This window comes from Amycolatopsis sp. NPDC043887, from assembly GCF_056435665.1.
This window is the reverse complement of record NZ_JBWKEB010000003.1, coordinates 365,388-385,361: the sequence shown is the minus strand read 5'-3', so window position 1 is coordinate 385,361 and position 19,974 is coordinate 365,388. Positions and strand designations below refer to the sequence as shown.

21 protein-coding genes and 1 riboswitch are annotated in these 19,974 nt (G+C 68.5%); of the genes, 8 read left to right on the top strand and 13 right to left on the bottom strand.

Annotation, left to right across the window (positions count from 1 at the left end; genetic code table 11):
- Positions 1-9: 9 nt before the first annotated feature.
- Positions 10-1,275, bottom strand: a complete 1,266-nt coding sequence (gene thrC, locus AC069H_RS11230) for a threonine synthase (RefSeq protein WP_005158594.1) — start codon at positions 1,273-1,275, stop codon at positions 10-12.
- Between the two features lie 13 nt (positions 1,276-1,288).
- Positions 1,289-1,421: riboswitch (SAM riboswitch) on the bottom strand.
- 135 nt (positions 1,422-1,556) lie between these two features.
- Between thrC and holA the strand changes: the two genes are divergently transcribed.
- Complete coding sequence (holA, locus tag AC069H_RS11225) at positions 1,557-2,540, top strand: DNA polymerase III subunit delta (protein WP_478227676.1); 984 nt, start codon at positions 1,557-1,559, stop codon at positions 2,538-2,540.
- A 52-nt stretch (positions 2,541-2,592) separates the two neighbouring features.
- Here holA and rpsT read toward each other — a convergent pair whose 3' ends face one another.
- Positions 2,593-2,853 (bottom strand): 30S ribosomal protein S20, encoded by a 261-nt coding sequence (rpsT, locus tag AC069H_RS11220; RefSeq protein ID WP_007034798.1) that lies wholly within the window; start codon positions 2,851-2,853, stop codon positions 2,593-2,595.
- A 359-nt stretch (positions 2,854-3,212) separates the two neighbouring features.
- Here rpsT and AC069H_RS11215 point away from each other — a divergent pair, with 359 nt between their 5' ends.
- On the top strand, positions 3,213-4,091 hold the full coding sequence (locus AC069H_RS11215; protein WP_478227677.1) for an EamA family transporter: 879 nt from the start codon (positions 3,213-3,215) through the stop codon (positions 4,089-4,091).
- A 23-nt stretch (positions 4,092-4,114) separates the two neighbouring features.
- Entirely contained in the window at positions 4,115-4,489 is a 375-nt protein-coding gene (locus tag AC069H_RS11210; RefSeq protein ID WP_007034800.1) for a VOC family protein, read from the top strand.
- On the opposite strand, the gene AC069H_RS11205 is transcribed toward AC069H_RS11210, so the two are convergent.
- Positions 4,486-5,073 carry a class I SAM-dependent methyltransferase gene (locus tag AC069H_RS11205; RefSeq protein WP_478232153.1) on the bottom strand — a complete coding sequence of 196 codons (588 nt, stop codon included), beginning with the start codon at positions 5,071-5,073 and terminating at the stop codon, positions 4,486-4,488. The two genes, AC069H_RS11210 and AC069H_RS11205, sit on opposite strands and share 4 nt — an antisense overlap.
- Before the next feature lie 113 nt (positions 5,074-5,186).
- Between AC069H_RS11205 and lepA the strand changes: the two genes are divergently transcribed.
- Positions 5,187-7,028 carry a translation elongation factor 4 gene (gene lepA / locus AC069H_RS11200; RefSeq protein WP_478232152.1) on the top strand — a complete coding sequence of 614 codons (1,842 nt, stop codon included), beginning with the start codon at positions 5,187-5,189 and terminating at the stop codon, positions 7,026-7,028.
- A gap of 52 nt (positions 7,029-7,080) precedes the next feature.
- On the opposite strand, the gene AC069H_RS11195 is transcribed toward lepA, so the two are convergent.
- Together AC069H_RS11195 and AC069H_RS11190 are read right to left on the bottom strand one after the other, a co-directional pair.
- The gene (locus AC069H_RS11195) at positions 7,081-7,527 is read right to left on the bottom strand and encodes a pyridoxamine 5'-phosphate oxidase family protein (RefSeq protein WP_478232151.1); all 447 of its coding nucleotides are present in this window, start codon (positions 7,525-7,527) and stop codon (positions 7,081-7,083) included.
- 57 nt (positions 7,528-7,584) lie between these two features.
- Entirely contained in the window at positions 7,585-9,348 is a 1,764-nt protein-coding gene (locus AC069H_RS11190) for a family 20 glycosylhydrolase (protein WP_478232150.1), read from the bottom strand.
- Between the two features lie 155 nt (positions 9,349-9,503).
- Here AC069H_RS11190 and AC069H_RS11185 point away from each other — a divergent pair, with 155 nt between their 5' ends.
- Positions 9,504-10,553, top strand: coding sequence for an NAD(P)H-dependent flavin oxidoreductase (locus AC069H_RS11185; RefSeq protein ID WP_478227681.1), 1,050 nt, complete (start codon positions 9,504-9,506; stop codon positions 10,551-10,553).
- Here AC069H_RS11185 and AC069H_RS11180 read toward each other — a convergent pair.
- The 3 genes from AC069H_RS11180 to AC069H_RS11170 all read right to left on the bottom strand — a co-directional run bounded on the left by AC069H_RS11180 (position 10,528) and on the right by AC069H_RS11170 (position 14,275).
- On the bottom strand, positions 10,528-12,003 hold the full coding sequence (locus AC069H_RS11180; protein WP_478227682.1) for an amino acid permease: 1,476 nt from the start codon (positions 12,001-12,003) through the stop codon (positions 10,528-10,530). The genes AC069H_RS11185 and AC069H_RS11180 overlap by 26 nt on opposite strands.
- 79 nt (positions 12,004-12,082) lie before the next feature.
- On the bottom strand, positions 12,083-13,126 hold the full coding sequence (locus tag AC069H_RS11175; RefSeq protein ID WP_478232149.1) for an alpha/beta hydrolase: 1,044 nt from the start codon (positions 13,124-13,126) through the stop codon (positions 12,083-12,085).
- A 171-nt stretch (positions 13,127-13,297) separates the two neighbouring features.
- Positions 13,298-14,275 (bottom strand): zinc-binding dehydrogenase, encoded by a 978-nt coding sequence (locus AC069H_RS11170; RefSeq protein WP_478227684.1) that lies wholly within the window; start codon positions 14,273-14,275, stop codon positions 13,298-13,300.
- A 59-nt stretch (positions 14,276-14,334) separates the two neighbouring features.
- Between AC069H_RS11170 and AC069H_RS11165 the strand changes: the two genes are divergently transcribed.
- The 3 genes from AC069H_RS11165 to AC069H_RS11155 are packed head-to-tail and all read left to right on the top strand — an operon-like array spanning position 14,335 to position 15,382.
- On the top strand, positions 14,335-14,538 hold the full coding sequence (locus AC069H_RS11165; RefSeq protein WP_340685474.1) for a hypothetical protein: 204 nt from the start codon (positions 14,335-14,337) through the stop codon (positions 14,536-14,538).
- An 11-nt stretch (positions 14,539-14,549) separates the two neighbouring features.
- Complete coding sequence (locus AC069H_RS11160; protein WP_340685473.1) at positions 14,550-15,029, top strand: guanyl-specific ribonuclease; 480 nt, start codon at positions 14,550-14,552, stop codon at positions 15,027-15,029.
- On the top strand, positions 15,026-15,382 hold the full coding sequence (locus AC069H_RS11155; RefSeq protein ID WP_340685472.1) for a barstar family protein: 357 nt from the start codon (positions 15,026-15,028) through the stop codon (positions 15,380-15,382). Before AC069H_RS11160 ends, AC069H_RS11155 begins: the two co-directional genes overlap by 4 nt.
- Here the strand turns inward: AC069H_RS11155 and AC069H_RS11150 are convergent.
- From AC069H_RS11150 to cysD, 5 genes are all read right to left on the bottom strand, one after another.
- Positions 15,379-16,152: an enoyl-CoA hydratase-related protein gene (locus AC069H_RS11150; protein WP_478227687.1), complete on the bottom strand. Its 774-nt coding sequence runs from the start codon at positions 16,150-16,152 to the stop codon at positions 15,379-15,381. The two genes, AC069H_RS11155 and AC069H_RS11150, sit on opposite strands and share 4 nt — an antisense overlap.
- A gap of 79 nt (positions 16,153-16,231) precedes the next feature.
- Positions 16,232-16,855, bottom strand: a complete 624-nt coding sequence (locus AC069H_RS11145; RefSeq protein WP_478232148.1) for a cyclase — start codon at positions 16,853-16,855, stop codon at positions 16,232-16,234.
- 194 nt (positions 16,856-17,049) lie between these two features.
- The gene (locus AC069H_RS11140; RefSeq protein WP_478232147.1) at positions 17,050-17,787 is read right to left on the bottom strand and encodes a sirohydrochlorin chelatase; all 738 of its coding nucleotides are present in this window, start codon (positions 17,785-17,787) and stop codon (positions 17,050-17,052) included.
- Positions 17,784-19,046, bottom strand: coding sequence for a sulfate adenylyltransferase subunit 1 (locus AC069H_RS11135; protein WP_478227690.1), 1,263 nt, complete (start codon positions 19,044-19,046; stop codon positions 17,784-17,786). Before AC069H_RS11135 ends, AC069H_RS11140 begins: the two co-directional genes overlap by 4 nt.
- Entirely contained in the window at positions 19,046-19,966 is a 921-nt protein-coding gene (gene cysD / locus AC069H_RS11130; RefSeq protein ID WP_340685467.1) for a sulfate adenylyltransferase subunit CysD, read from the bottom strand. The genes AC069H_RS11135 and cysD overlap by 1 nt, the downstream gene beginning before the upstream one ends.
- Between the last annotated feature and the right edge of the window lie 8 nt (positions 19,967-19,974).

Genomic DNA, 19,974 nt, shown 5'->3' with positions numbered 1-19,974 from the left:
GACGGGAACTCAGATGCCCAGAGCCTCGCGCACCGCGTCGGCCGAGGCGCTGACGGTGGCCTTGGGGCCGATCTTGTCCTCGACGGCGTCGAGGGTCTTGAGGCCGTCACCGGTGATCAGCAGGACGATCTCCTCGTCCGGGTTGAGCTTGCCGGTCTCGATGAGCTTCTTGGCCGTCGCCACGGTGACGCCGCCGGCGGTCTCGGTGAAGATGCCTTCGGTGCGGGCGAGCAGCCGGATGCCCTCGACGACCTCTTCGTCGGTGACGTCTTCGATCGCGCCACCGGTGCGGTTGACCACATCGAGGACGTAGGGGCCGTCGGCCGGATTCCCGATCGCCAGCGACCGGGCGATCGTGTCCGGCTTGACCGGTTGGACGACGTCGTGCCCCGCGCGGAAGGCCGCCGAGACGGGGGAGCAGCCGGTGGCCTGCGCGCCGAACACCTTGTACGGCGTCTCGTCGACGAGGCCGAGCTGCCCGAACTCGCGGAAACCCTTGTCCACCTTGGTGAGCTGGGAACCGGAGGCGATCGGCACCACGATCTGGGAGGGAAGTCGCCAGCCGAGCTGTTCGGCGACCTCGAAGGCCAGCGTCTTGGAGCCTTCCGAGTAGTAGGGCCGGACGTTCACGTTGACGAACGCCCAGCTCTCCTGCTCGGCGGCGAGCTGGGTGGCGAGCCGGTTCACGTCGTCGTAGTTGCCGTCGACCGCGATCAGGTCACCGTCGTACACGGCGGTGGTGAGGATCTTGGCGCGTTCCAGGGTCTTCGGGATCAGCACGACCGACCGCCAGCCGGCACGGGCCGCCGCGGCGGCGACGGCGTTGGCCAGGTTGCCGGTCGAGGGACAGGCGAGCACATCGAACCCGAACTCGCGCGCGGCCGCCAAAGCGACGGCGACCACGCGGTCCTTGAAGGAGTGGGTGGGGTTGCCGGTGTCGTCCTTGACCCAGACCTTCTTGACACCCAAGGCTTTCGCGAGCCTGTCGGCCTGGATGAGCCGGGTGGCGCCGGGTTCGGTGTTGGGGATCTCTTCGACATTCGAGGGAACGGGAAGGAGTTTCTTGTAGCGCCAGATGTTCTTCGGTCCGGCTTCGATGTCCTCGCGGCGCACGCGGCCGAAGTCGTAGGCGACTTCGAGCGGCGAGAAGTCCTCGGCGGAAACGAATTCGGGAGCGAGCGGCTGCCGGTGTCCCTCTTCCTTCGACACCAGTTCGACGGCCGGTCCGAGATCCGGGGTCTTGGTGGTGGAGGTCGTGCCGAGGGTTGCGGTCATCGCGAGGTTCCTTTCCTCATCTGCCCCGCCATGGCGGGCCGGAATTGGCACCGTGTTCGTCAGCTATCCCGCGATCGCGGGATGACAGGCTGACGCCGGTTGCCGGGGCTTCATCGGGCCGTTCCCTCTGCCCCTCTGGATGAGCGGTATTCGATTGTCGGCACGCGCATGATCGCGTCGCCTCGCCAACACCGTACGACATGAGGCTCAGGTGGGGCCACAGTGCCCGCAACACATCACCGGACAAAGCACACGAGAGGAGGAGTGGCAGGATCGTCACCGTGACGACGCAAGCTTCCGCCCCATCGCCGCTGGTCCTGGTTCTCGGTGAGGAAGAGCTGCTGATCGAACGCGCGGTCCGCAGCGCCTCGGACGCGGCCAAGGCGGCCGACCCGACGGCGGATCTCACCCGGATCCGGGTGTCGGACCTCACAGTCCCAGCCCTCGCGGAGATGGTCAGCCCCTCCCTGTTCGCCGAAGGCCGGGTGATCGTCCTCGAGTCCGCGCACGACATCTCGCAGGAGCTAGCCGACGGGGTGATGGCCTACGTCAAGGCGCCCGCCGACGGCATCGTGCTCGTCGTCGTGCACAGCGGAGGCGGCCGGAGCAAGGCCGCGAAGGGGCTTCCCGCTGCCTTGAAGAAGGCCGGTGCGGAGGTTGTCGAGTGCCCGAAACTGACCAAGCCCGCGGAGCGGGAATCCTTTGTCCGCAACGAGGTCCGCCGGGTCGGCGGGAAGATCGACGGTGCGGCCGTGCTCGCGCTGATCGACGCGGTCGGTTCGGATCTGCGTGAACTGTCGTCGGCGGCGACCCAGCTGGTCGCGGACGCCGGCGGAACGGTCGACGAGCAGGCGGTCCGGCGCTACCACCGGGGCCGTGCGGACGTGAACGGGTTCGCCGTCGCGGAGAAGGCCGTCGCCGGGGACAAGGCGGCGGCGCTGGAGTCGCTGCGCTGGGCGATGCAGCTGGGCGTACCGCACGTGCTGGTCGCGGACGCCCTCGCCGACGCCGTCCGGACGATCGCGCGGGTGTCCGGTGCCGGTCGCGGGAACCCGAACCAGATGGCGGGTGAGCTGGGGATGCCGCCGTGGAAGGTGCGCAAGGCCCAGGGGCAGGCCCGCGGCTGGGGCCAGGACGGGCTCGCCACCGCGATGCGGGTGGTCGCCCGGCTCAACGCCGAGGTCAAAGGGGTCGCGGCCAACCCGGAGTACGCGCTGGAGCGCGCCGTCCTGGAGGTCGTCGCCGCCCACGGCGCAAGCCGCTGAACACGGCGAAGGGCCCCGGCGACGCGCGTCGCCGGGGCCCTTCGAAAGCCGATCAGAGAGAGTTCGCGCGCTTCGCCAGCGCGGACTTCTTGTTGGCGGCCTGGTTGGCGTGGAGAACGCCCTTGGTCACGGCCTTGTCCAGCTTCTTGGCCGCGTCCTTCTGCAGCTCCAGGGCCTTGGCCTTGTCGCCGGCGTCGGCGGCCTCGCGGAACTTGCGGATCGCGGTCTTCACCGAGGACCGGATCGCCTGGTTGCGCTGACGCGCCTTCTCGTTGGTGGTGATGCGCTTGATCTGCGACTTGATGTTGGCCACGGGGGCGCTCCTCTTGAGTCTCTCGGTGGTTTCACCGCCGCGCTGTGACCGGCCCTGCGTGCTCGTGGGAGCGCGCGGGTTTCCTCCATGACGGAATGCCACACGACGGTGAAAGGCAAGCTTAACAGCCGTCCAGGGGTGGCTCGCGGCCACCTCGGGACGGGTGCTTGAGGTACGGTGCGGAGCGTAGTGCCTAGGGTTCCGCCGCCTGCCCGTTCAGCGAAACACACAATCAGGGCAGATGGGACAGGTCCGAGCGGCACCATCGGCGGGGCCGGAAGCGCCGCCGTTCATCTGACGGGACAAAAGCCTGGAGGACCGGTGTTTTCCGCGTGCGCGGAAAACGTGAAAGGTCCGTCGTGAACGCCACCGCCCTGTTTTTCGTCGTCATCGCCGCCGTCATCCACGCGGGCTGGAACCTCGCGGCCAAGCGGATCCGTCGTGGCGGAGCCCGGTTCGTCTGGGCTTACTACAGCCTCTCCGCGATCCTGCTCGTCCCCGTCATGGCCGTCTCGCTGGCCGTGGAGCCGCAACGTCCACAGTGGACCTGGCTGCTCGCCGCGGTGGTCACGGCGGTGTTCCACGTCACCTACGGGATCGTCCTCCAGCGGGGCTACGCCGTCGGCGACCTTTCCGTCGTCTATCCCGTCGCCCGCGGTACCGGGCCGCTGATCTCGGTGCTCGCGGCCGTCGTACTGCTCGGCGAGCGGCCGGGGGTGCTCGGCCTGGTGGGCGCGTTCCTCGTGGTCGCCGGAGTGCTGGTGATCGGGACCGGCCGGGCGTCGGCGCATGCCGACGCCGCCGATCGTGTCGCTCGCCGCAAAGGCCTGGTCTACGGAATGCTGACCGGGCTCACGATCGCCGCCTACACACTTTGGGACGCCCATTCGGTCACGGGCCTCGCGGTCCCGCCGATCGTCTACTTCGGAACCGGCGCGATCGTGCAGAGCCTCCTCATGACGCCGTACGCGCTGAAGGACCGCGAAGAGATCTCGTGGCTCTGGCGCGAACACAAGCGTGAGGTGTTCGTCGTCGGTGTGCTCTCGCCGGCCGCCTACCTGCTGGTGCTCTACGCCCTCCAGATCGCTCCGGTGAGCCTCGTCGCACCGGCGAGGGAGCTGAGCATCGTCCTGGGCGGCCTCGCCGCCTGGCTGGTCCTGGGGGAGGCGAACGCCGTCCGCAGGCTGGCCGGGTCGGTGGTGGTGCTGGCGGGGATCACCGCGATTGCGATGGCCTGAACCCATCCGGTAGGGATTGAGCCATGGACGTGCTGAGCAGCAGGGTGCTGATCCACCCGAAGGACCTCGACGTGTCGACGGCGTTCTATCGGGACACCCTGGGCCTGGCCATCGACAAGGAGTTCCCCGGCGGGACGGTGTTCTTCGCCGGGAACGGGTCGATCGAGATCGTCGGTACCGGGAAAACCGGCCCGACCCCGGACGTCGCGTTGTGGCTCCAAGTACGGGATCTGCCCGCGGCGCTCGAGGAACTCGCGGAGAAGGGTTTGGAGCCTGTCCGCGGGGCGCGGCGTGAACCCTGGGGTCTGGACGAAGCGTGGATCGCCGATCCGGACGGCACCAGGATCGTGCTGGTCGAGGTGCCGCGTGAGCACCCGTTGCGCACTGATCCGCGCTAGGCCGGCGGCTTGATCGCGCGCAGCTGAGCGGCGAGCGAGGCACCGAAGCCCGGCGGTTCCCAGGTCCAGGTCTGCAGGTCGGTGAAGCCGGCGGCGGTCACTTCGTCGGCCAGCTCGTGCCGGGACACCGGCAGCCACTTCTCGTGCGCCGACAGCAGCAGCCGCCCGCCGGGCCGCAAGACGCGGAACAGTTCGGCGAACCCGGCCGCCCGGTCCCTCCACAACTGCACGTTGTTGACGCTCAGGACCACGTCGACGCTCTCGTCCGGCTGGCCTGTGGAGTCCGCGGTGCCGTGCCGTAGCTCCACCTCGTCGCCGCAGCGGCGGCGCGAGCGGACGAGCATCTCCTGGGAGGGGTCGACGCCGATCGCGCGGCCCGCGCGCGCGGCCGTGGCCTCGAGACCGATGCCCGGCCCAGGGCCCACGACCAGGGCGGTTTCGCCGGACCCGATCGACGCCAGCTCGACGACGCGAAGTTCGGTGGCGGCGTTGCCGTGCGCCATCGCCCGGCCGCCGAACCGGCCGAGCAGTCCCCGGGGATGGCCGAACGTCCGGTCGAGTATCTGGGAGAGTGAAGTACTCATACTTCGAGGGCACCACAGCTCATCACGGGCCGCATCGGGGATGACCCCCACTCGCACCCGGAGCGGCATGGGACCATAGAGGTGGCACACCCCGACCTTCGCGAGGAAACCCGTTGACGACGTTCGCCGACACGACCTTCACGCCCCCGGAACTCATCCGGAACTTCTGCATCATCGCGCACATCGACCACGGCAAGTCGACCCTGGCCGACCGGATGCTGCAGCTCACCGGCGTGGTCGAGGAGCGGGCCATGCGCGCTCAGTACCTCGACCGCATGGACATCGAACGGGAACGCGGGATCACCATCAAGGCGCAGAACGTGCGCCTACCCTGGAAGGTCGACGGCCAGGACCATGTCCTGCACCTGATCGACACCCCCGGTCACGTGGACTTCACCTACGAGGTTTCCCGGGCCTTGGAGGCCTGTGAAGGAGCGATCCTGCTGGTCGACGCCGCACAGGGGATCGAGGCGCAGACGCTGGCGAACCTCTACCTGGCGCTCGAGAAGAACCTGCACATCATCCCGGTGCTGAACAAGATCGACCTGCCGTCGGCCGATCCGGACAAGTATGCGGCCGAGCTGGCGCACATCATCGGCTGCGAGCCCTCGGACGTGCTCCGCGTGTCGGCGAAGACCGGCATGGGCGTGACCGAACTGCTCGACGAGTGCGTGAAGCAGGTCCCGCCGCCGGTCGGCGACGCGGACGCGCCCGCCCGAGCGATGATCTTCGATTCGGTCTACGACACCTACCGGGGCGTCGTGACCTACATCAGGGTCGTCGACGGGAAGATCACGCCGCGCGAGCGGATCAAGATGATGTCCACCGGCGCCACCCACGAACTCCTCGAGGTCGGGATCATCTCGCCGGAGCCCAAGGCCAGCAAGGGGCTGGGCGTCGGTGAGGTGGGTTACCTCATCACCGGGGTGAAGGACGTCCGGCAGTCGAAGGTCGGTGACACCGTCACCTCCGAGCGCAAGGGCGCCGAGGCGCCGCTCGCGGGCTACCGCGAACCGAAGCCGATGGTCTACTCGGGCCTGTACCCGGTCGACGGTTCGGACTATCCCGAGCTGCGTGAAGCACTGGACAAGCTCCAGCTCAACGACGCCGCGCTCGCCTACGAGCCGGAAACCTCCGTGGCGCTCGGGTTCGGGTTCCGCTGTGGCTTCCTCGGCCTGCTGCACCTGGAGATCACCCGGGACCGGCTCGAGCGCGAATTCGGCCTCGACCTGATTTCCACCGCGCCGAACGTCATCTACAACGTCGTGCTCGAAGACAAGAGCGAGGTCGTGGTGACGAACCCGTCGGACTGGCCGTCCGGGATGAAGATCTCCGAGGTCCACGAGCCGGTTTCGAAGGTGAGTATCCTGGCGCCGTCGGAGTTCGTCGGCACGATCATGGAGCTCTGCCAGGCCAAGCGCGGCACGCTGCTGGGGATGGATTACCTCTCCGAGGACCGCGTCGAACTGCGCTACAACATCCCGCTCGCGGAGATCATCTTCGACTTCTTCGACACGCTGAAGTCGCGTACGCGCGGCTACGCGTCCCTTGACTACGAAGAGGGCGGCGACCAGGTCGCCGACCTGGTCAAGGTCGACATCCTGCTTCAGGGTGAGACCGTCGACGCGTTCTCGGCGATCGTGCACAAGGACGCCGCGTACGGCTACGGCAACCGGATGGCGACGCGGCTGCGCGAGCTGATCCCGCGGCAGCAGTTCGAGGTCCCGATCCAGGCGGCCGTCGGGTCGAGGATCATCGCCCGCGAGACCATTCGCGCGATTCGCAAGGACGTGCTCGCGAAGTGCTACGGCGGTGACATCTCGCGTAAGCGCAAGCTGCTGGAAAAGCAGAAGGAAGGCAAGAAGCGAATGAAGACCGTCGGCCGGGTCGAGGTCCCGCAGGAAGCCTTCGTCGCCGCGCTGTCCACTGAGGACGCCGGGAGCAAGAAGAAGTAGGCGACACTTGCGAAAAGGCCGCTCGGATCGCGATCCGAGCGGCCTTTTCGCGTCAGCGATTCCCGCTGATGCGGTTCGCCGTGACGAAGACGGCGACCCGGCGTTCGGCGGCCATCACGCGGTCGTACTCGTCCCAGTCGTCGTGGGTCCCCGTCGCCGCGATGAAGACCTCGCGCAGCAACCGGGGGAGGCCTGCCAGGTCGAAGTCCGGGTCCGGGTCGTCCGGTCCGATCAGGTGCGTGCTTCCCTGGACCGCCGCCCACTCCCAGCCGCGCCGGAAGGTGACCGTGGCGTGGCCGGCCCGGCGGAACAGGTCGAGTTTCTTCACCCCGCCCATCGCCACGAAGGCGACTCCCGGTGTCTTGGTGACCGGGTCTTCGAAGACGCCGGCGTTGACCACCGAGGAGTGGACGGTGCCGTCCGCGCGGACCGTCGAGACGGTCGCGAGTCCGTTTTCGCGCAAGGAAAGGGTGCGGACGAGTTCGAGGTCTGCGGCCATGGGGCCACCGTAGCCCGCCCGGCCAGGGGAAGAGGGCCGAGCGGACCAACGGAAGGATCAGCAGGTGCCGTTGTCGCGCCAGACACCCCATTGGCCGCCTGCGCCGGGTTCCTCGCCTTGCGTCCACCACTGCGCCGTCCACTTGCGCCCGTTGTGGGAGACGGTCGATCCTCCGGTGTAGACTGAAGCGCGGTCCCAGGCGGGGAGAGAGCAGGTGCCCGGGTTCCCGGATCCGGTTTCCCAAGGCACTTGGCTCGACTTGTAGTAGTCGAGGCCCTGGGCCTGCCACCGCGGGGCTTGAGCGCCGAGGCGTACTCGGAAGGTGTTCCAATCGTGGGTCGACCACGGCGACCAGCCGAGTTCGGCGTGCGCGGGGAGCCGGGGGAAGGCGAGGTAGTCGATGTTCGCCGGGGTGACGACGGTTTCGGTCCACAGCGGCGATTCGACGCCGCGAACGGCGGATTCGGGCACGCCGGAGAGGTAGGCGCCCGGATTCCAGCTGTAGGCGTCCTGGACCTCGATGTAGCCGGCCCACGAGAGCCCGATCGGGGTACTGGAGTTGTACTTCATGTCCAGGTAGGCCTTGTTCGCCGGCGACAGGATCACCTTGCTGCCGCGGGCGACGGCGTTCGTGACCTCCGTGCTGGACGTCGTCGTGCCCCAGAACTGCGGAGTCGCCGTGGCGGGCAGGGTGGCCTTGCCGATCTCGTGCCAGCCGACGACCTGCTTGCCCGCGGCGGCCACCATCGGCAGCACCCGGTTCATGAACGTGCGGTAGTCCGCGTCGCTGGTGGCCTGGGCCTCGTCGCCGCCGAGGTGGAAGTACGGCCCGGGCGTCAGCGCGGCGACCTCGCGGATGACGTCGTTGACGAAGGTGTAGGTGATCTCTTTCGAGATGCAGAGCGAGCTGTAGCCGACGGCGGTGTCGGTGCGCAGCGGGGGAGCGGTGTTGTTGCAGTTCAACTCGGCGTACGAGGCCAGGGCGGCGTTGGTGTGCCCGGGCATGTCGATCTCCGGGATGACCGTGATGAACCGCGAGGCCGCGTAGTTCACGATCTCCGTGTACTGCGCCTTGGTGTAGTAGCCGCCGGCGCCACCGCCGACCTGGGTGCTGCCGCCGTAGGTGGTCAGCCGCGGCCAGCTGTCGATCTGGATGCGCCAGCCCTGGTCGTCGGCGAGGTGCAGGTGCAGGTTGTTGATCTTGTACTGCGCCAGCTGGTCGATGTACCGCTTGACCGTGGCGACCGGATGGAAGTGCCGGGCGACGTCGAGCATCGCGCCTCGGTAGCCGAATCGCGGGTAGTCCAGGATGTCGGCACCCGGGACCGTCCAGGGCCCCTGCTGGACCGTGGAGCTTTCGATTTTGCCCGGCAGCAGCTGCCGCAGTGTCTGTATGCCACCGAAGAGACCTTGTGGTGTCGTAGCGCGCAGGACGACCGAAGCGGACGTCGAGTTGAGCTGGTAGCCCTGGTCGCCGACACGAGCGTCGGCGCCGGACAGGAGTAGCGAGATGCCGTCGGCTGGTGTGCCCGACGGCGCGTCGGAGACAGGCAGGGGGAAGCCGGTGGACGTGCGGAGGATCCCGGCGAGGTAGTCGCCGACGGCCTTGGCCTGTGCCGAACCGGCCTGGGTGTAGATCTTGGTGTTCGTGGTCAAGGTGTGGTCGGAGCCGGTGACCGCACGGACCGAGACCGGGACCGGGACAATCGCCTGCAGTGGCGGAGTGGCCGCGTCGGCGACTGGGGCGGCTGCGGTGGTGGCGCCGGCGAGCAGCACCACCCCGACGAAGGCGCGGCCCAGCCGCGCTTTCAAGGTCTTCACCGGGTGCCTCCAGGGGACAGGGGGGGTGACGCACGTCACGCGCTGGCTCGATCGTCGCATTCTCAGCGTCAAAGGTCTAGACCATCAAGAGGGGAATCTCGGAGTGACTCGAACGTCACATTCCGTGTCGCCACGAGGGGTCTATCGTCGGAAACGTGTTCGAAGATCTGCGTTTTCCCGTGATCGCGGCCCCGATGGCGGGCGGGCCGACCACTCCCGAGCTCGTGGCCGCGGTGACCGCGGCGGGAGGATTCGGCTTCCTGGCCGGGGGCTATCTGAGCGCCGACGCCCTCTCGGACCGGATCGCGAAGACGGCCGCGCTGACCGGCGAGCCGTTCGGCGTGAACCTCTTCGTCTCAGGTGGCGCCGCTGAGGCGGATCTCGGCGCGCATGTCGAGCGCTGGCGCGCGGAGGCCGAACGTCACGGTGTCGAACCCGGCGAGCCGCGCTGGGACGACGATGCCTACGCCGCGAAGCTCGAGGTCGTCCTTGAGCGGAAGGTGCCGGTCGTCTCGTTCACCTTCGGCGCACCTTCGCCCGAGGATGTCGAACGCTTGCACGCCAACGGGAGCAGGGTGGCTGTCACTGTCACCAGTCCGGCGGAGGCCGATCAGGCCGTGGCTGTCGGCGCGGACGCCCTCGTGGTCCAGGGATTCGAGGCCGGAGCGCATCGAGGGCTTTTCGCTGACGAGCCCGGTGCCGAAGGCGGGGGCGCGCAGTACGGCGTCCTCAGCCTGCTCCGCCTCGTCTCGGCACGAACGGATTTGCCGCTCATCGCGACGGGCGGGCTGGTGCACGGCGGCGATATCGCGGCGGTGCTGGTGGCGGGGGCCGTCGCGGCACAGCTGGGCACCGCTTTCCTGCGGGCGGACGAGGCCGGGACGCAGCCCGCGCACCGGCAGGCGCTCGCGGACGGAGGAAGGCCGACGGCGTTCACCAGGGCGTTCAGCGGGCGTCCCGCCCGGTCACTGGTCAACCGCGTGGTCGCGGACTTCTCGGCCACGGCGCCGTCGGCGTATCCGGAGGTCAACAACCTGACCAAACCGATCCGCGCGGCGGCGGGCAAGGCGGGCGACCCCGAGATCATGTCCCTCTACGCGGGGCAGACCTACGAACTCGCGGGCTCCGGCCCGGTGGCGTCGATCGTCGAACGCCTCCAGACCGAAGCCCGCGAAGCCGCTACGCGTTTGAGTCGTCTCCGCTGACATGCTTCGCGTCGCCGTTGTCCGCGTTCATCGCGGAGTGGCGGCGGCTGTAGGCGAAGTAGATGATCAGGCCGATGCCGAACCAGGCGGCGAACCGCAGCCAGGTCTCCGGGTTCAGGAACGTGATCAGCCAGATCGAGAAGACGACGCCGATGATCGGCACGATCGGCATGCCCGGCGTCTTGAACGTGCGGGGCAGGTCGGGCTGTTTGTAGCGCAGGACGATCACCGCGATGCAGACGACGACGAAGGCGAGCAGGATGCCGATGTTCGTCAGTTCCGCGGCCTCGCCGATGGGCAGCAGCCCGGCGATGATCGCCGACGCGATGCCGAGCACCCAGGTCATCCGGCTCGGCACCTTGCGGACCGGGTGGGTCTTGCTGAACCACTTGGGCAGCAGGCCGTCGCGGCTCATCGAGTAGCCGACCCGGCTCGCGCCCATGAGGAAGGTGAACAGCACCGTGGTGATACCGATGATCGCGCCGACGGCGATGATCAGGCCGAGCCACTTCATGCCGAGGCCGGCGAAGGCGCTGGAGAAGGCGGCCTCGCTGTCGATGTCTTTGTAGTTGACCATCCCGGTCAGGACCAGGCAGGCCAGCACATAGAGCACCATCGAGATGGCGAGCGAGTAGATGATCGCCTTCGGCATGTGCTTCTGGGAGTCGGTCGACTCCTCGGCCGCGGTGGACATGGCGTCGTAACCGAAGACCGCGAAGAACACGGTCGCCGCGCCGGTGAACGCGCCACTGAGGCCGAACGGGAAGAAGTTCGAGTAGTTCTCGGTGTTGATGTGGAAGACGCCGACGACGATGACCAGCAGGACCAGGCCGACCTTCAGGTAGACCAGCAGCGTTTCGAACCGGGCCGCGTTCTTCATGCCCTGGTTGAGGATGAAGGCGATCAGCAGGCACAGCAGCACGGCGAACAGGTTGATCTTGTAGGACCCCGGTGCGACATCGCCCGTTTCGGTGCCCGGAGCGCCCAGCATCCACGTCGGGAGCTCGATGTTGAGGTAGCCCAGCAGTTCGTTGAAGTAGCCGGAGATGCCGATCGCGACCACCGCCACGATCGCGGTGTACTCCAGCAGCAGATCCCAGCCGATGAACCAGCCGACGATCTCGCCCAGCACGGTGTAGCCGTAGGTGTAGGCCGACCCGGCGCGGGGGATCAGCCCGGCGAACTCGGCGTAGGAGAACGCGGCCGCGGCGCTGGCGATACCCGCGATGAGGAACGAGATGAGCACGGCGGGTCCGGCCGTCTTGTTCGCGACCGCGCCGGCCAGGGAGAAGATCCCCGCACCGATGATGCCGCCGACGCCGATCGCGGTGAGCTGTCGCAGGCCGAGCGTGCGCTGGAGCCCTCCGCCCCCGCTGAGTTCTTGGATCTGATCGATCGGTTTACGGCGGAAAATCCCGGATCCCGAGCCCAGGCTGCGCGGTGCGGACATCGTCGTCTCCCAACAGGTTGTGCCCTTCGGACTGGGTCACAGTCCGAAGGGCACCGTAGCGGGAGTCGGGACATCGCACCTATCCGGCGACGGTGTCCTCGCTCACTTCGGCGGCCACGCGAGCGGCGATCTTCGACGGCCTGGACGCGCCGGCGGAGAAGTAGGTCAGCAGCTCGGAGATCTCGACGGGGTCGTCCAGCTGGGGGCAGTGGCCCCAGTCCCCGCGCACCATCAGCCTGCTGTGCGGGACCAGCGCATGCAGCTGGCGCCCGGAGGCTGCGCTGACCAGCTTGTCCTTGCCGCAGACGACCACCAGGAGCGGGACCCGGATTTCCTCGAGCCGGTACGCGTTCGCCAGCTCTTCGACGAGTTGCCTCGCCTGTTCGAGCCGGGTGGTGGTGGACCGGTAGTCCGGGAACAGCGAGGTGAACCGGCGGACCTGAGCGGCGTCCGCGACGGAGGAGTCGGCGTACAGCAGCCGGGGGACGACCTGCTCGGCGACGGCGCGCACGAGGAAACCTGGGATCGGCAGCGGCAGGGCCGAGTACATCCGGAGCGGCAGCGGGTACCGGGCCACGGTGCGGATGAGCCAGCTGTCCACGAAACCGGGTGCGGCGATCGAGACCACGCCCGCGACCGGCAGGCGGTGGTTCTCGGCGGCCCGGAGGCTCATCGTGCCGCCGAGCGAGTTGCCGGCGAGCGCCACCGTGCCGAGTACCGCCTGCTCCTTGACCACGGCCGCGGTGAACGCGTCCAGCTGCGGGAGCATCGGGCCCGGCCGCAGTGGCTGAGCGTCACCGAATCCGGGAAGATCGACCGCGACCGCCGGAACACCGGCGGCCGCGAGCAGCTCCAGAACCGGGCGCCAGGTGTCGGCGCTGTCGCAATAGCCGTGCAGCAGCACCAACCTCGGCGCCGTCGGCTTGACCTGTCCGCGCGCGGTGGTCCGCTTACCGAGCACCCGCCGTGGGGCGCGGTCGGTGGACTCCACCGGCTGCGGCCCGACTTCGAGCACCCTGGTGCGGACACCGGCGTAGCGCCGGAACGAGACGCGGATCGGGTCGGTGTCGGTGGTGGTCCGGCCCCCCGGGTCCGCCGGTTCGGGCCGCTGCGATGCGGTCATCCTTCAAGGCTAACCGCGAGAGGTCGGATTTTGGTCGAACTTTGGTCGTGAAAAGCTCCCCGAGTCATAACGTTCTTGACACTTGACAAGACTGCGAAATGACTGTTTGACCTGCGCGGAACGCGCGGACGTGCGCTTGTGTGCGCGTTCCATCGTGGCGCGGAGGAGGGCTCACCCCTCCGATGAATGTGTGAAGACCACCTTACCGGAGGTTTCCCCGTCGAGCATGTTCTTAAACCCGGTTTCGGCCTCCGCGAACGGCAGTTCGGCGCCGATCCGCGGACGCACCCCCGTGAGTTCCAGGTAGGCGAGAAGATCGTTCAGTTCGTCCCTGGTTCCCATGGTCGAACCCGCGATACGCAGTTGCAGAAAGAACACACGCTGCAACTCCGCGTGAGCATCCGGTCCGCTGGTCGAGCCGGAAACGACGATGATCCCGCCCGGTTTGAGCGACTTCACCGAATGCGACCAGGTCGCCTTCCCGACGGTTTCGAAGACGGCGTCGACCCGCTCCGGCAGTCGCGCGCCGGACTCAAAGGTCTGATGTGCGCCCAGATTCTCGGCCAGCGCACGCTTTTCCTCGCTACGCCCGGTCACCCAGACTCGGAACCCGGCCGCGCGCCCGAGTTGGACGAGGGCGGTCGAGACGCCGCCGGAGGCGCCTTGCACGAGCATCGTCTGCCCCGGTCGCAGCCCGGACTTCACGAACAGCATCCGGTACGCGGTCAGCCACGCCGTGCCCATGGTCGCGGCTTCCGCGAAGGTCAGGCTCGACGGCTTCGGCACGACGTTGCGGGCCGGAACCACGACCTGCTCGGCGAAAGTGCCTTGGTACTTCTCGGTGAGCAAGGTGCGCTTCGGATCGAGAGTGTCGTCGCCCTGCCAGCCCGGGGCGTTGATCACCGAGTGGACGACGACCTCGGTGCCGTCGTCGAGGGTGCCCGCGCCGTCGCAACCCAGGATCATCGGGAACTGCTCGGGTTTGATGCCGACGCCGCGCAACGTCCACAGGTCGTGCATGTTGAGGCTGGCGGCCTTGACGTTGACCCGCACCCAGCCTTCGGGCACGTCGGGCTCGGGTCGCTCGCCGATCACCAGCGAGTCCAGCGGCTTTTCGGCGTTGGGTTCGGATGCGTAGACGGCGAACATGTCAGCAACCTACATGGCCTGACCGGCGGTGGCAGTGGGTGCGAGCGTAGGCTCACATCGTGTTCAACGGGCTCGCAGATTGGTGGGACGGCGTCGAACTGTGGCTCGCGCAGGCCCCGTTTCCCGTGCAGTTCGTACTGGTCATGGCGGTCGTCGTGCCGCTGTGCCTGGTCGCGGCCTGGGTGCTCGACTCGGTGTTCGGAAAGGTCGCCCGGCTCTTCGGCACGGCCCGCGATGCGAACGACCCCGACCGGCCGTCCTAAGCTGGCACACCATGTTCAACCGTAGGCGGATCACCGCCGCCCTGATCGGCCTGATCGTGCTGGTGCTCGCAGGCTGGTTCGTCAAGGACGGCATCAGTGGTGACGACACGAAGAGCGCTCCGGCGAGTTCGTCCGCTTCGGCCGCGCCTTCGGGCGACGCCGCGGCGAGCCAGGCGAAGGGCAAGGTCGCGGGCGCGGAGTCGGGTCTCCCGGTCAAACCGCTCACCGGACTTCCCCCGCAGGCGTCCGACACCTGGAAGCTCATCCAGGCGGGTGGGCCGTACCCGTACCCGCGCAACGACGACGTCACCTTCCAGAACCGGGAGAAGGTCCTGCCCGCCAAGGGGTCCGGCTACTACCGGGAGTACACGGTCAAGACGCCGGGCAGCCCCGATCGCGGGGCCAGGCGGCTGGTGACCGGTAGCGGCAAGGAGCTGTACTACACCGACGACCACTACAAGTCCTTCGTCGTAGTGGATCCCAGCCGATGAGCGCGGGCAAGGAAGCGGCGGACAAGGCGTTCGCCCGCGGCGCGTATCCGCATCTGATCGACGGCGCGCGGACGGTCGACAAGGACACGACGCTCGACGCGATCGCGGAGGCGCTGTCGTTCCCTGATTACTTCGGGAAGAATCTCGACGCGCTCTACGACTGCCTCACCGACCTGTCGTGGCTCCCGGTCGGCGAGCACGTGCTGATCTGGTCCGGTTCCTCGGGCCTCAGGGAGCGCGATCCCAAGGCGTACCTGGCCGTCCGCAGCGTGCTTTCCGACGCGCAGCGGGCGCTGGGGCCCTCCGGTGACCGGAAGGACTCCCGGCGCCTCACTGTCGTCTTGCCGGATTAGGCCTCCGGGACCCAGTTCGGCTTGCGCTTCTGCGCGAAGGCCGTGATGCCCTCCTGGCCTTCTTCGCTCGCGAAGAAGCCGGCGGAAAGCTTGTTCATGGCCTCGAAGCCTTCGGACGGTGTCGCCGGGCGAGGCTTGCTGAGCAGTTCCTTCGTGGCCGCGAGCGCCTTCGGCCCGCCGAGGGCGAGTGCCTTGACGTAGCGGGCGACCTCGCCGTCGAGTTCGTCGGCGGGGACGGCGGAGTTCAACAGGCCGATCTCGACGGCGCGATTCGCGTCGAAGGTGTCACCGGTCAAGAAGAGCTCGTGCGCGGCGCGGGCGTTGAGCCGCGGCAGCACGGTGAGCGAGATGACGGCGGGCACGACGCCGATCCGCACCTCGGAAAAGGCGAAGGTCGCTTCGTGGACGGCCACGGCGATGTCGGTCGCGGCCACCATGCCGATACCGCCCGCCCGCGCGGGGCCCGCCAGCTTGGCCACGACAGGTTTGGGGCTGGTCCACAGCTGCTCGAGGATCTTCGGGAACTCGTTGACGCCCTGGGCGCCCGCACCGGCGCCGCGGGCCTCTTTGAGATCCATTCCCGCGCAGAACACCGGACCGGTGTGGGTGAGCACGATGACCCGCACCGCGTCGTCCGCCCGTGCCTTGTCCAGCGATTCGCTCAGTTCACGCCGCAGCTGGGCGGAGAGCGCGTTGCGGTTGTGCGGGGAGTCCAAGGTGATCGTGGCGGTGCCGCCCACCACGTCGTAGTGCACCAGTTCGTCAGCCATGCCTCACCTTCGCATGGGCGAAGACAGGCCGGGCAGTGGCCTGCGCCACCATCTCCACCGACGGTGGCGCAGGCACTGGTCAGCCGATCGTCGTCGTGGTGAAGGTCGGGCTCGGATTCGGGAAACAGGCGGTCGGGGCGGAGACGTCGAAACCGGCGCTGACCACGGCGGTGAACGTCAGGCCCGGGTCCCTGTAGCTGGTCCCGCCCAGTTTCGTCTCGATGGTGCCGGACGAGCCCGCGGTGAGGTGCGCGGTCACGGTCGGCAGTTCGAACGTCGAGCCGCCCGCGATCGGGCCGGGGAAGCTCAGCGTCGCGACGCTGCCGGAGACGGTGATCTTCGGCGGGGTCGAGCCGATGCCGGAGCCGCCGGCGAGGTCGGCGCCCACCCAGGTCGAGTTCGCCGGGATCGGGATCTTCAGTGAGAAGTCCTTGATGTTCTTGACCTGGTAGCCGCTGACTTCGGCCGGGACCGTGTTCGGCGCCGGATCGATGACGACGTCGAGCGCGGCGCCGGGGGCGACCGTGGCGGGAGCGGTGACGTCGGCGTCCTGGTTCAGCTTGAGGTACTTGTTGCCGACGAGCGGCGGCTTCGCCTCACAGTCGAAGACGACGGTGGTCGCCGCGGAAGCCGGTGCGGCGAGCCCGACGAGCGGGACGAGCACGGCCGAGGCGCAGACCAGGGCACGGATGGCAGCCTTCATGTTCCACCTACCTGGGGGTTCGATGGGGAGAGAGGGAGCTGCGCAGCGTTTAGAGAGTTACCGGCAAGTTAAGTAACTCGTCAAGAAATCTCCGTTCCCATACGCGGGGTGTCACGGAACTGGGAACGGAACCCACCGAAAATCGGTATCAAGCATCCGAACGGGACGCGCCGCTCTACTGCGCCGATGAATGATCAGGCGGCGAGCCGGGAGGCGGCGACGTCGTAGCGGTCCAGGACGAGCCTGGCGATCCGCGGATCCGGCCCCAGCGGCCCGGCGACGATCACCGACGGGTCGGCTTCGCGGGCCAGTCGCGCGATCCGGTCCGGCAGCAGCCCTGGCGCGAGGAACCAGCCCGCGACCGCGAGCCGCTGTGCGCCGTTGAGGCGCAGCCGTGCGATGGCGGCCGGCACGTCCGGCTGCGCGGCGCTGGCGAAGGCGGGCGTCGCGAGCAATCCGCGGCGCAGGTGCCAGCGGGTGGTGATCCCGGCGACCGCGTCGTTCGCCGCGACGTTCGACGAGCCGACGCCCGCCAGCAGGACACCCAGCCCGGGGTCGTCGAGCTCGGCGCCCGCCTCGGTGAGCCGGTCCAGCGCGACCGTCTCGACGAGCGGATCGATCCCCAGCACCCCGGAAACCCGCACGTCGAGGCCCGGGCAGTCCGCGGTCACCTCGGCGACGAGCGCGGGCAGGTCGACCCGGGCGTGGTACGCGACGCCGAGCAGCAGGGGCACCACGACGACCTCGCGGTGTCCCTCGGCGTAGAGGCCGCGCAGGGCGTCGGTGAGCAACGGCTCCGAGAGATCCAAAAAGGACTCGCGGATATCGAGGCCCGGCGCCAGCCCACGGGAGACGCCGAGCAGGGCGCGGATGGTCGCGGCGGACCGCGGGTCGCGGCTGCCGTGGGCGACGGCGAGGAGGGGTGGGGTCATGCGAACCTTTCGCCGACGAGTCCGGCCGCCAGTGTATCGCCGTCCTTCGGGTCGATGACCAGGAAAGCGCCCGTCCGCGGGCTGACGCCGTAGTCGTCGACGCCGATCTCCTCGGCCAGCCGGAGCGTGACCCGGCCGATGTCGTTGAGTTCCAACGTGCCCGGGTCGTCCACACTGGACAAGGTCTGCTCGTCGAACCGTGCGTGGAGCTCGCCGACGAGGGCCTGCACCGTCCGCGTCCCGTGCTTCACCAGCACCCGCGCGCCCGGTTTCAGCGCCTTGGCCGAGAGCCAGCACAACGTCGCGGTGATCTCGTCGGTCACCGTCGGCTGCCGGTCGGCGGCGGCGATCAGGTCACCTCGCGAGATGTCGACATCGTCGGTGAGCAACAGGGTCACCGAGGTACCGGCGCCGGCTTCGGCGAGCGGCCCGTCGGCGGTGTCGATGCCCTCCACCCGGCTGCGGATTCCCTGCGGGAGCACGACGATCTCGTCACCGGGCCGGACTGTGCCCGCCGCGATCTGCCCCGCGTACCCGCGGTAGTCGGGGTGGTCGGCAGTGCGCGGCCGGATCACGTACTGCACCGGGAAGCGGAACGCCGAATCGTGCGGATCCGGCGCCACCGGCACGGTTTCCAGGTGCTCCAGCAGGGTCGGGCCGGAGTACCACGGGGTCTTGTCCGACTTCTCCGCCACGTTGTCGCCCACCAGCGCCGAAACCGGCACCGCGAGCACGGAGCCCCGTTCGTAGCCCAGGGACGCGGCGTGCTCGGCGAACTCCTCGGCGATCACGGTGAACGTCGCTTCGTCGTAGCCGACGAGGTCGATCTTGTTGACCGCCAGCACCAGGTTCGGGACGCCGAGCAGGGCGAGTACGGCGGCGTGACGGCGGGTCTGCTCGATGACGCCCTTGCGCGCGTCGACCAGCAGCACGGCCAGCTGCGCGGTCGATGCCCCGGTCACCGTGTTCCGCGTGTACTGCACGTGGCCGGGCGTGTCCGCGAGCACGAAACTGCGCCTGGGCGTCGCGAAGTACCGGTACGCCACGTCGATCGTGATGCCCTGCTCGCGTTCCGAGCGCAGGCCGTCCACGAGCAGGGAGAGGTCCGGAGTGGACAGTCCTTTGTCGACACTGGCGCGGGTGACCGCGTCCAGCTGGTCGGCGAGGACGGATTTGGTGTCGTACAGGAGCCGCCCGACCAGGGTCGACTTCCCGTCGTCCACGCTGCCCGCGGTCGCGAGCCTGAGGAGGCTGGACATCAGAAGTACCCTTCCCGCTTGCGGTCTTCCATCGCCGCCTCCGACATCCGGTCGTCGGCGCGGGTGGCGCCGCGCTCGGTGAGCCGGGAGGCCGAAACCTCGGCGATGACCTCGTCCACCGTGGCGGCGGTCGATTCGATGGCGCCCGTGCACGAACCGTCGCCGACGGTCCGGTAGCGCACGGTCAGTTCCTTGACGACCTCGTCCGGCCGCGGCCCGCCCCATGGGCCTTCGGCCAGCCACATGCCGTCGCGCTGATAGACCTCGCGCCGGTGCGCGTAGTAGATCGACGGCAGCTCGACCTTCTCCCGCGCGATGTAGTTCCAGACGTCCGCCTCGGTCCAGTTGGACAGCGGGAAGACGCGGACCTGCTCGCCGGGACGGTGACGGCCGTTGTAGAGGTTCCACAGTTCGGGGCGCTGCCGTCGCGGCTCCCACTGGCCGAAAGCGTTGCGCAGACTGAAGATCCGCTCCTTGGCGCGAGCGCGCTCCTCGTCGCGGCGCCCGCCGCCGAAGACCGCGTCGAACTTGTTCTCGGCGATCGTGTCGAGCAGCGGCGTGGTCTGCAGCGGGTTGCGCATCCCGTCGGCGCGCTCTTCGAGCCTGCCGTCGTCGATCCAGTCCTGGACCTTCGCCACCACCAGCCGCAGCCCGTGCCGCTCGACGACGCGGTCGCGGAAGTCGATGACCTCGTCGAAGTTGTGCCCGGTGTCCACGTGAAGCAACGGGAACGGCACCGGAGCGGGCCAGAACGCCTTGATCGCCAGGTGCAGCAGGAGCGTCGAGTCCTTGCCGCCGGAGAACAGGATCACCGGCCGGTCGAACTCACCCGCCACCTCGCGGAAGATGTGGATGGCCTCGGATTCCAGTGCGGCGAGGTTGTCCTGCGCCGCATCTGTGGCCGGTTCGAGCGTGGTCATTTCGTCCC

Excerpts from the sequence above, each read along its gene's own strand:
- thrC (WP_005158594.1), bottom strand. The coding sequence starts at position 1,275 with ATGACCGCAACCCTCGGCACGACCTCCACCACCAAGACCCCGGATCTC.
- AC069H_RS11210 (WP_007034800.1), top strand. The coding sequence starts at position 4,115 with ATGGACGTGCTGAGCAGCAGGGTGCTGATCCACCCGAAGGACCTCGAC.
- AC069H_RS11205 (WP_478232153.1), bottom strand. The coding sequence starts at position 5,073 with ATGAGTACTTCACTCTCCCAGATACTCGACCGGACGTTCGGCCATCCC.
- AC069H_RS11195 (WP_478232151.1), bottom strand. The coding sequence starts at position 7,527 with ATGGCCGCAGACCTCGAACTCGTCCGCACCCTTTCCTTGCGCGAAAAC.
- AC069H_RS11180 (WP_478227682.1), bottom strand. The coding sequence starts at position 12,003 with ATGTCCGCACCGCGCAGCCTGGGCTCGGGATCCGGGATTTTCCGCCGT.
- AC069H_RS11175 (WP_478232149.1), bottom strand. The coding sequence starts at position 13,126 with ATGACCGCATCGCAGCGGCCCGAACCGGCGGACCCGGGGGGCCGGACC.
- AC069H_RS11170 (WP_478227684.1), bottom strand. The coding sequence starts at position 14,275 with ATGTTCGCCGTCTACGCATCCGAACCCAACGCCGAAAAGCCGCTGGAC.
- AC069H_RS11160 (WP_340685473.1), top strand. The coding sequence starts at position 14,550 with ATGTTCAACCGTAGGCGGATCACCGCCGCCCTGATCGGCCTGATCGTG.
- AC069H_RS11155 (WP_340685472.1), top strand. The coding sequence starts at position 15,026 with ATGAGCGCGGGCAAGGAAGCGGCGGACAAGGCGTTCGCCCGCGGCGCG.
- AC069H_RS11150 (WP_478227687.1), bottom strand. The coding sequence starts at position 16,152 with ATGGCTGACGAACTGGTGCACTACGACGTGGTGGGCGGCACCGCCACG.
- AC069H_RS11145 (WP_478232148.1), bottom strand. The coding sequence starts at position 16,855 with ATGAAGGCTGCCATCCGTGCCCTGGTCTGCGCCTCGGCCGTGCTCGTC.
- AC069H_RS11140 (WP_478232147.1), bottom strand. The coding sequence starts at position 17,787 with ATGACCCCACCCCTCCTCGCCGTCGCCCACGGCAGCCGCGACCCGCGG.
- AC069H_RS11135 (WP_478227690.1), bottom strand. The coding sequence starts at position 19,046 with ATGTCCAGCCTCCTCAGGCTCGCGACCGCGGGCAGCGTGGACGACGGG.
- cysD (WP_340685467.1), bottom strand. The coding sequence starts at position 19,966 with ATGACCACGCTCGAACCGGCCACAGATGCGGCGCAGGACAACCTCGCC.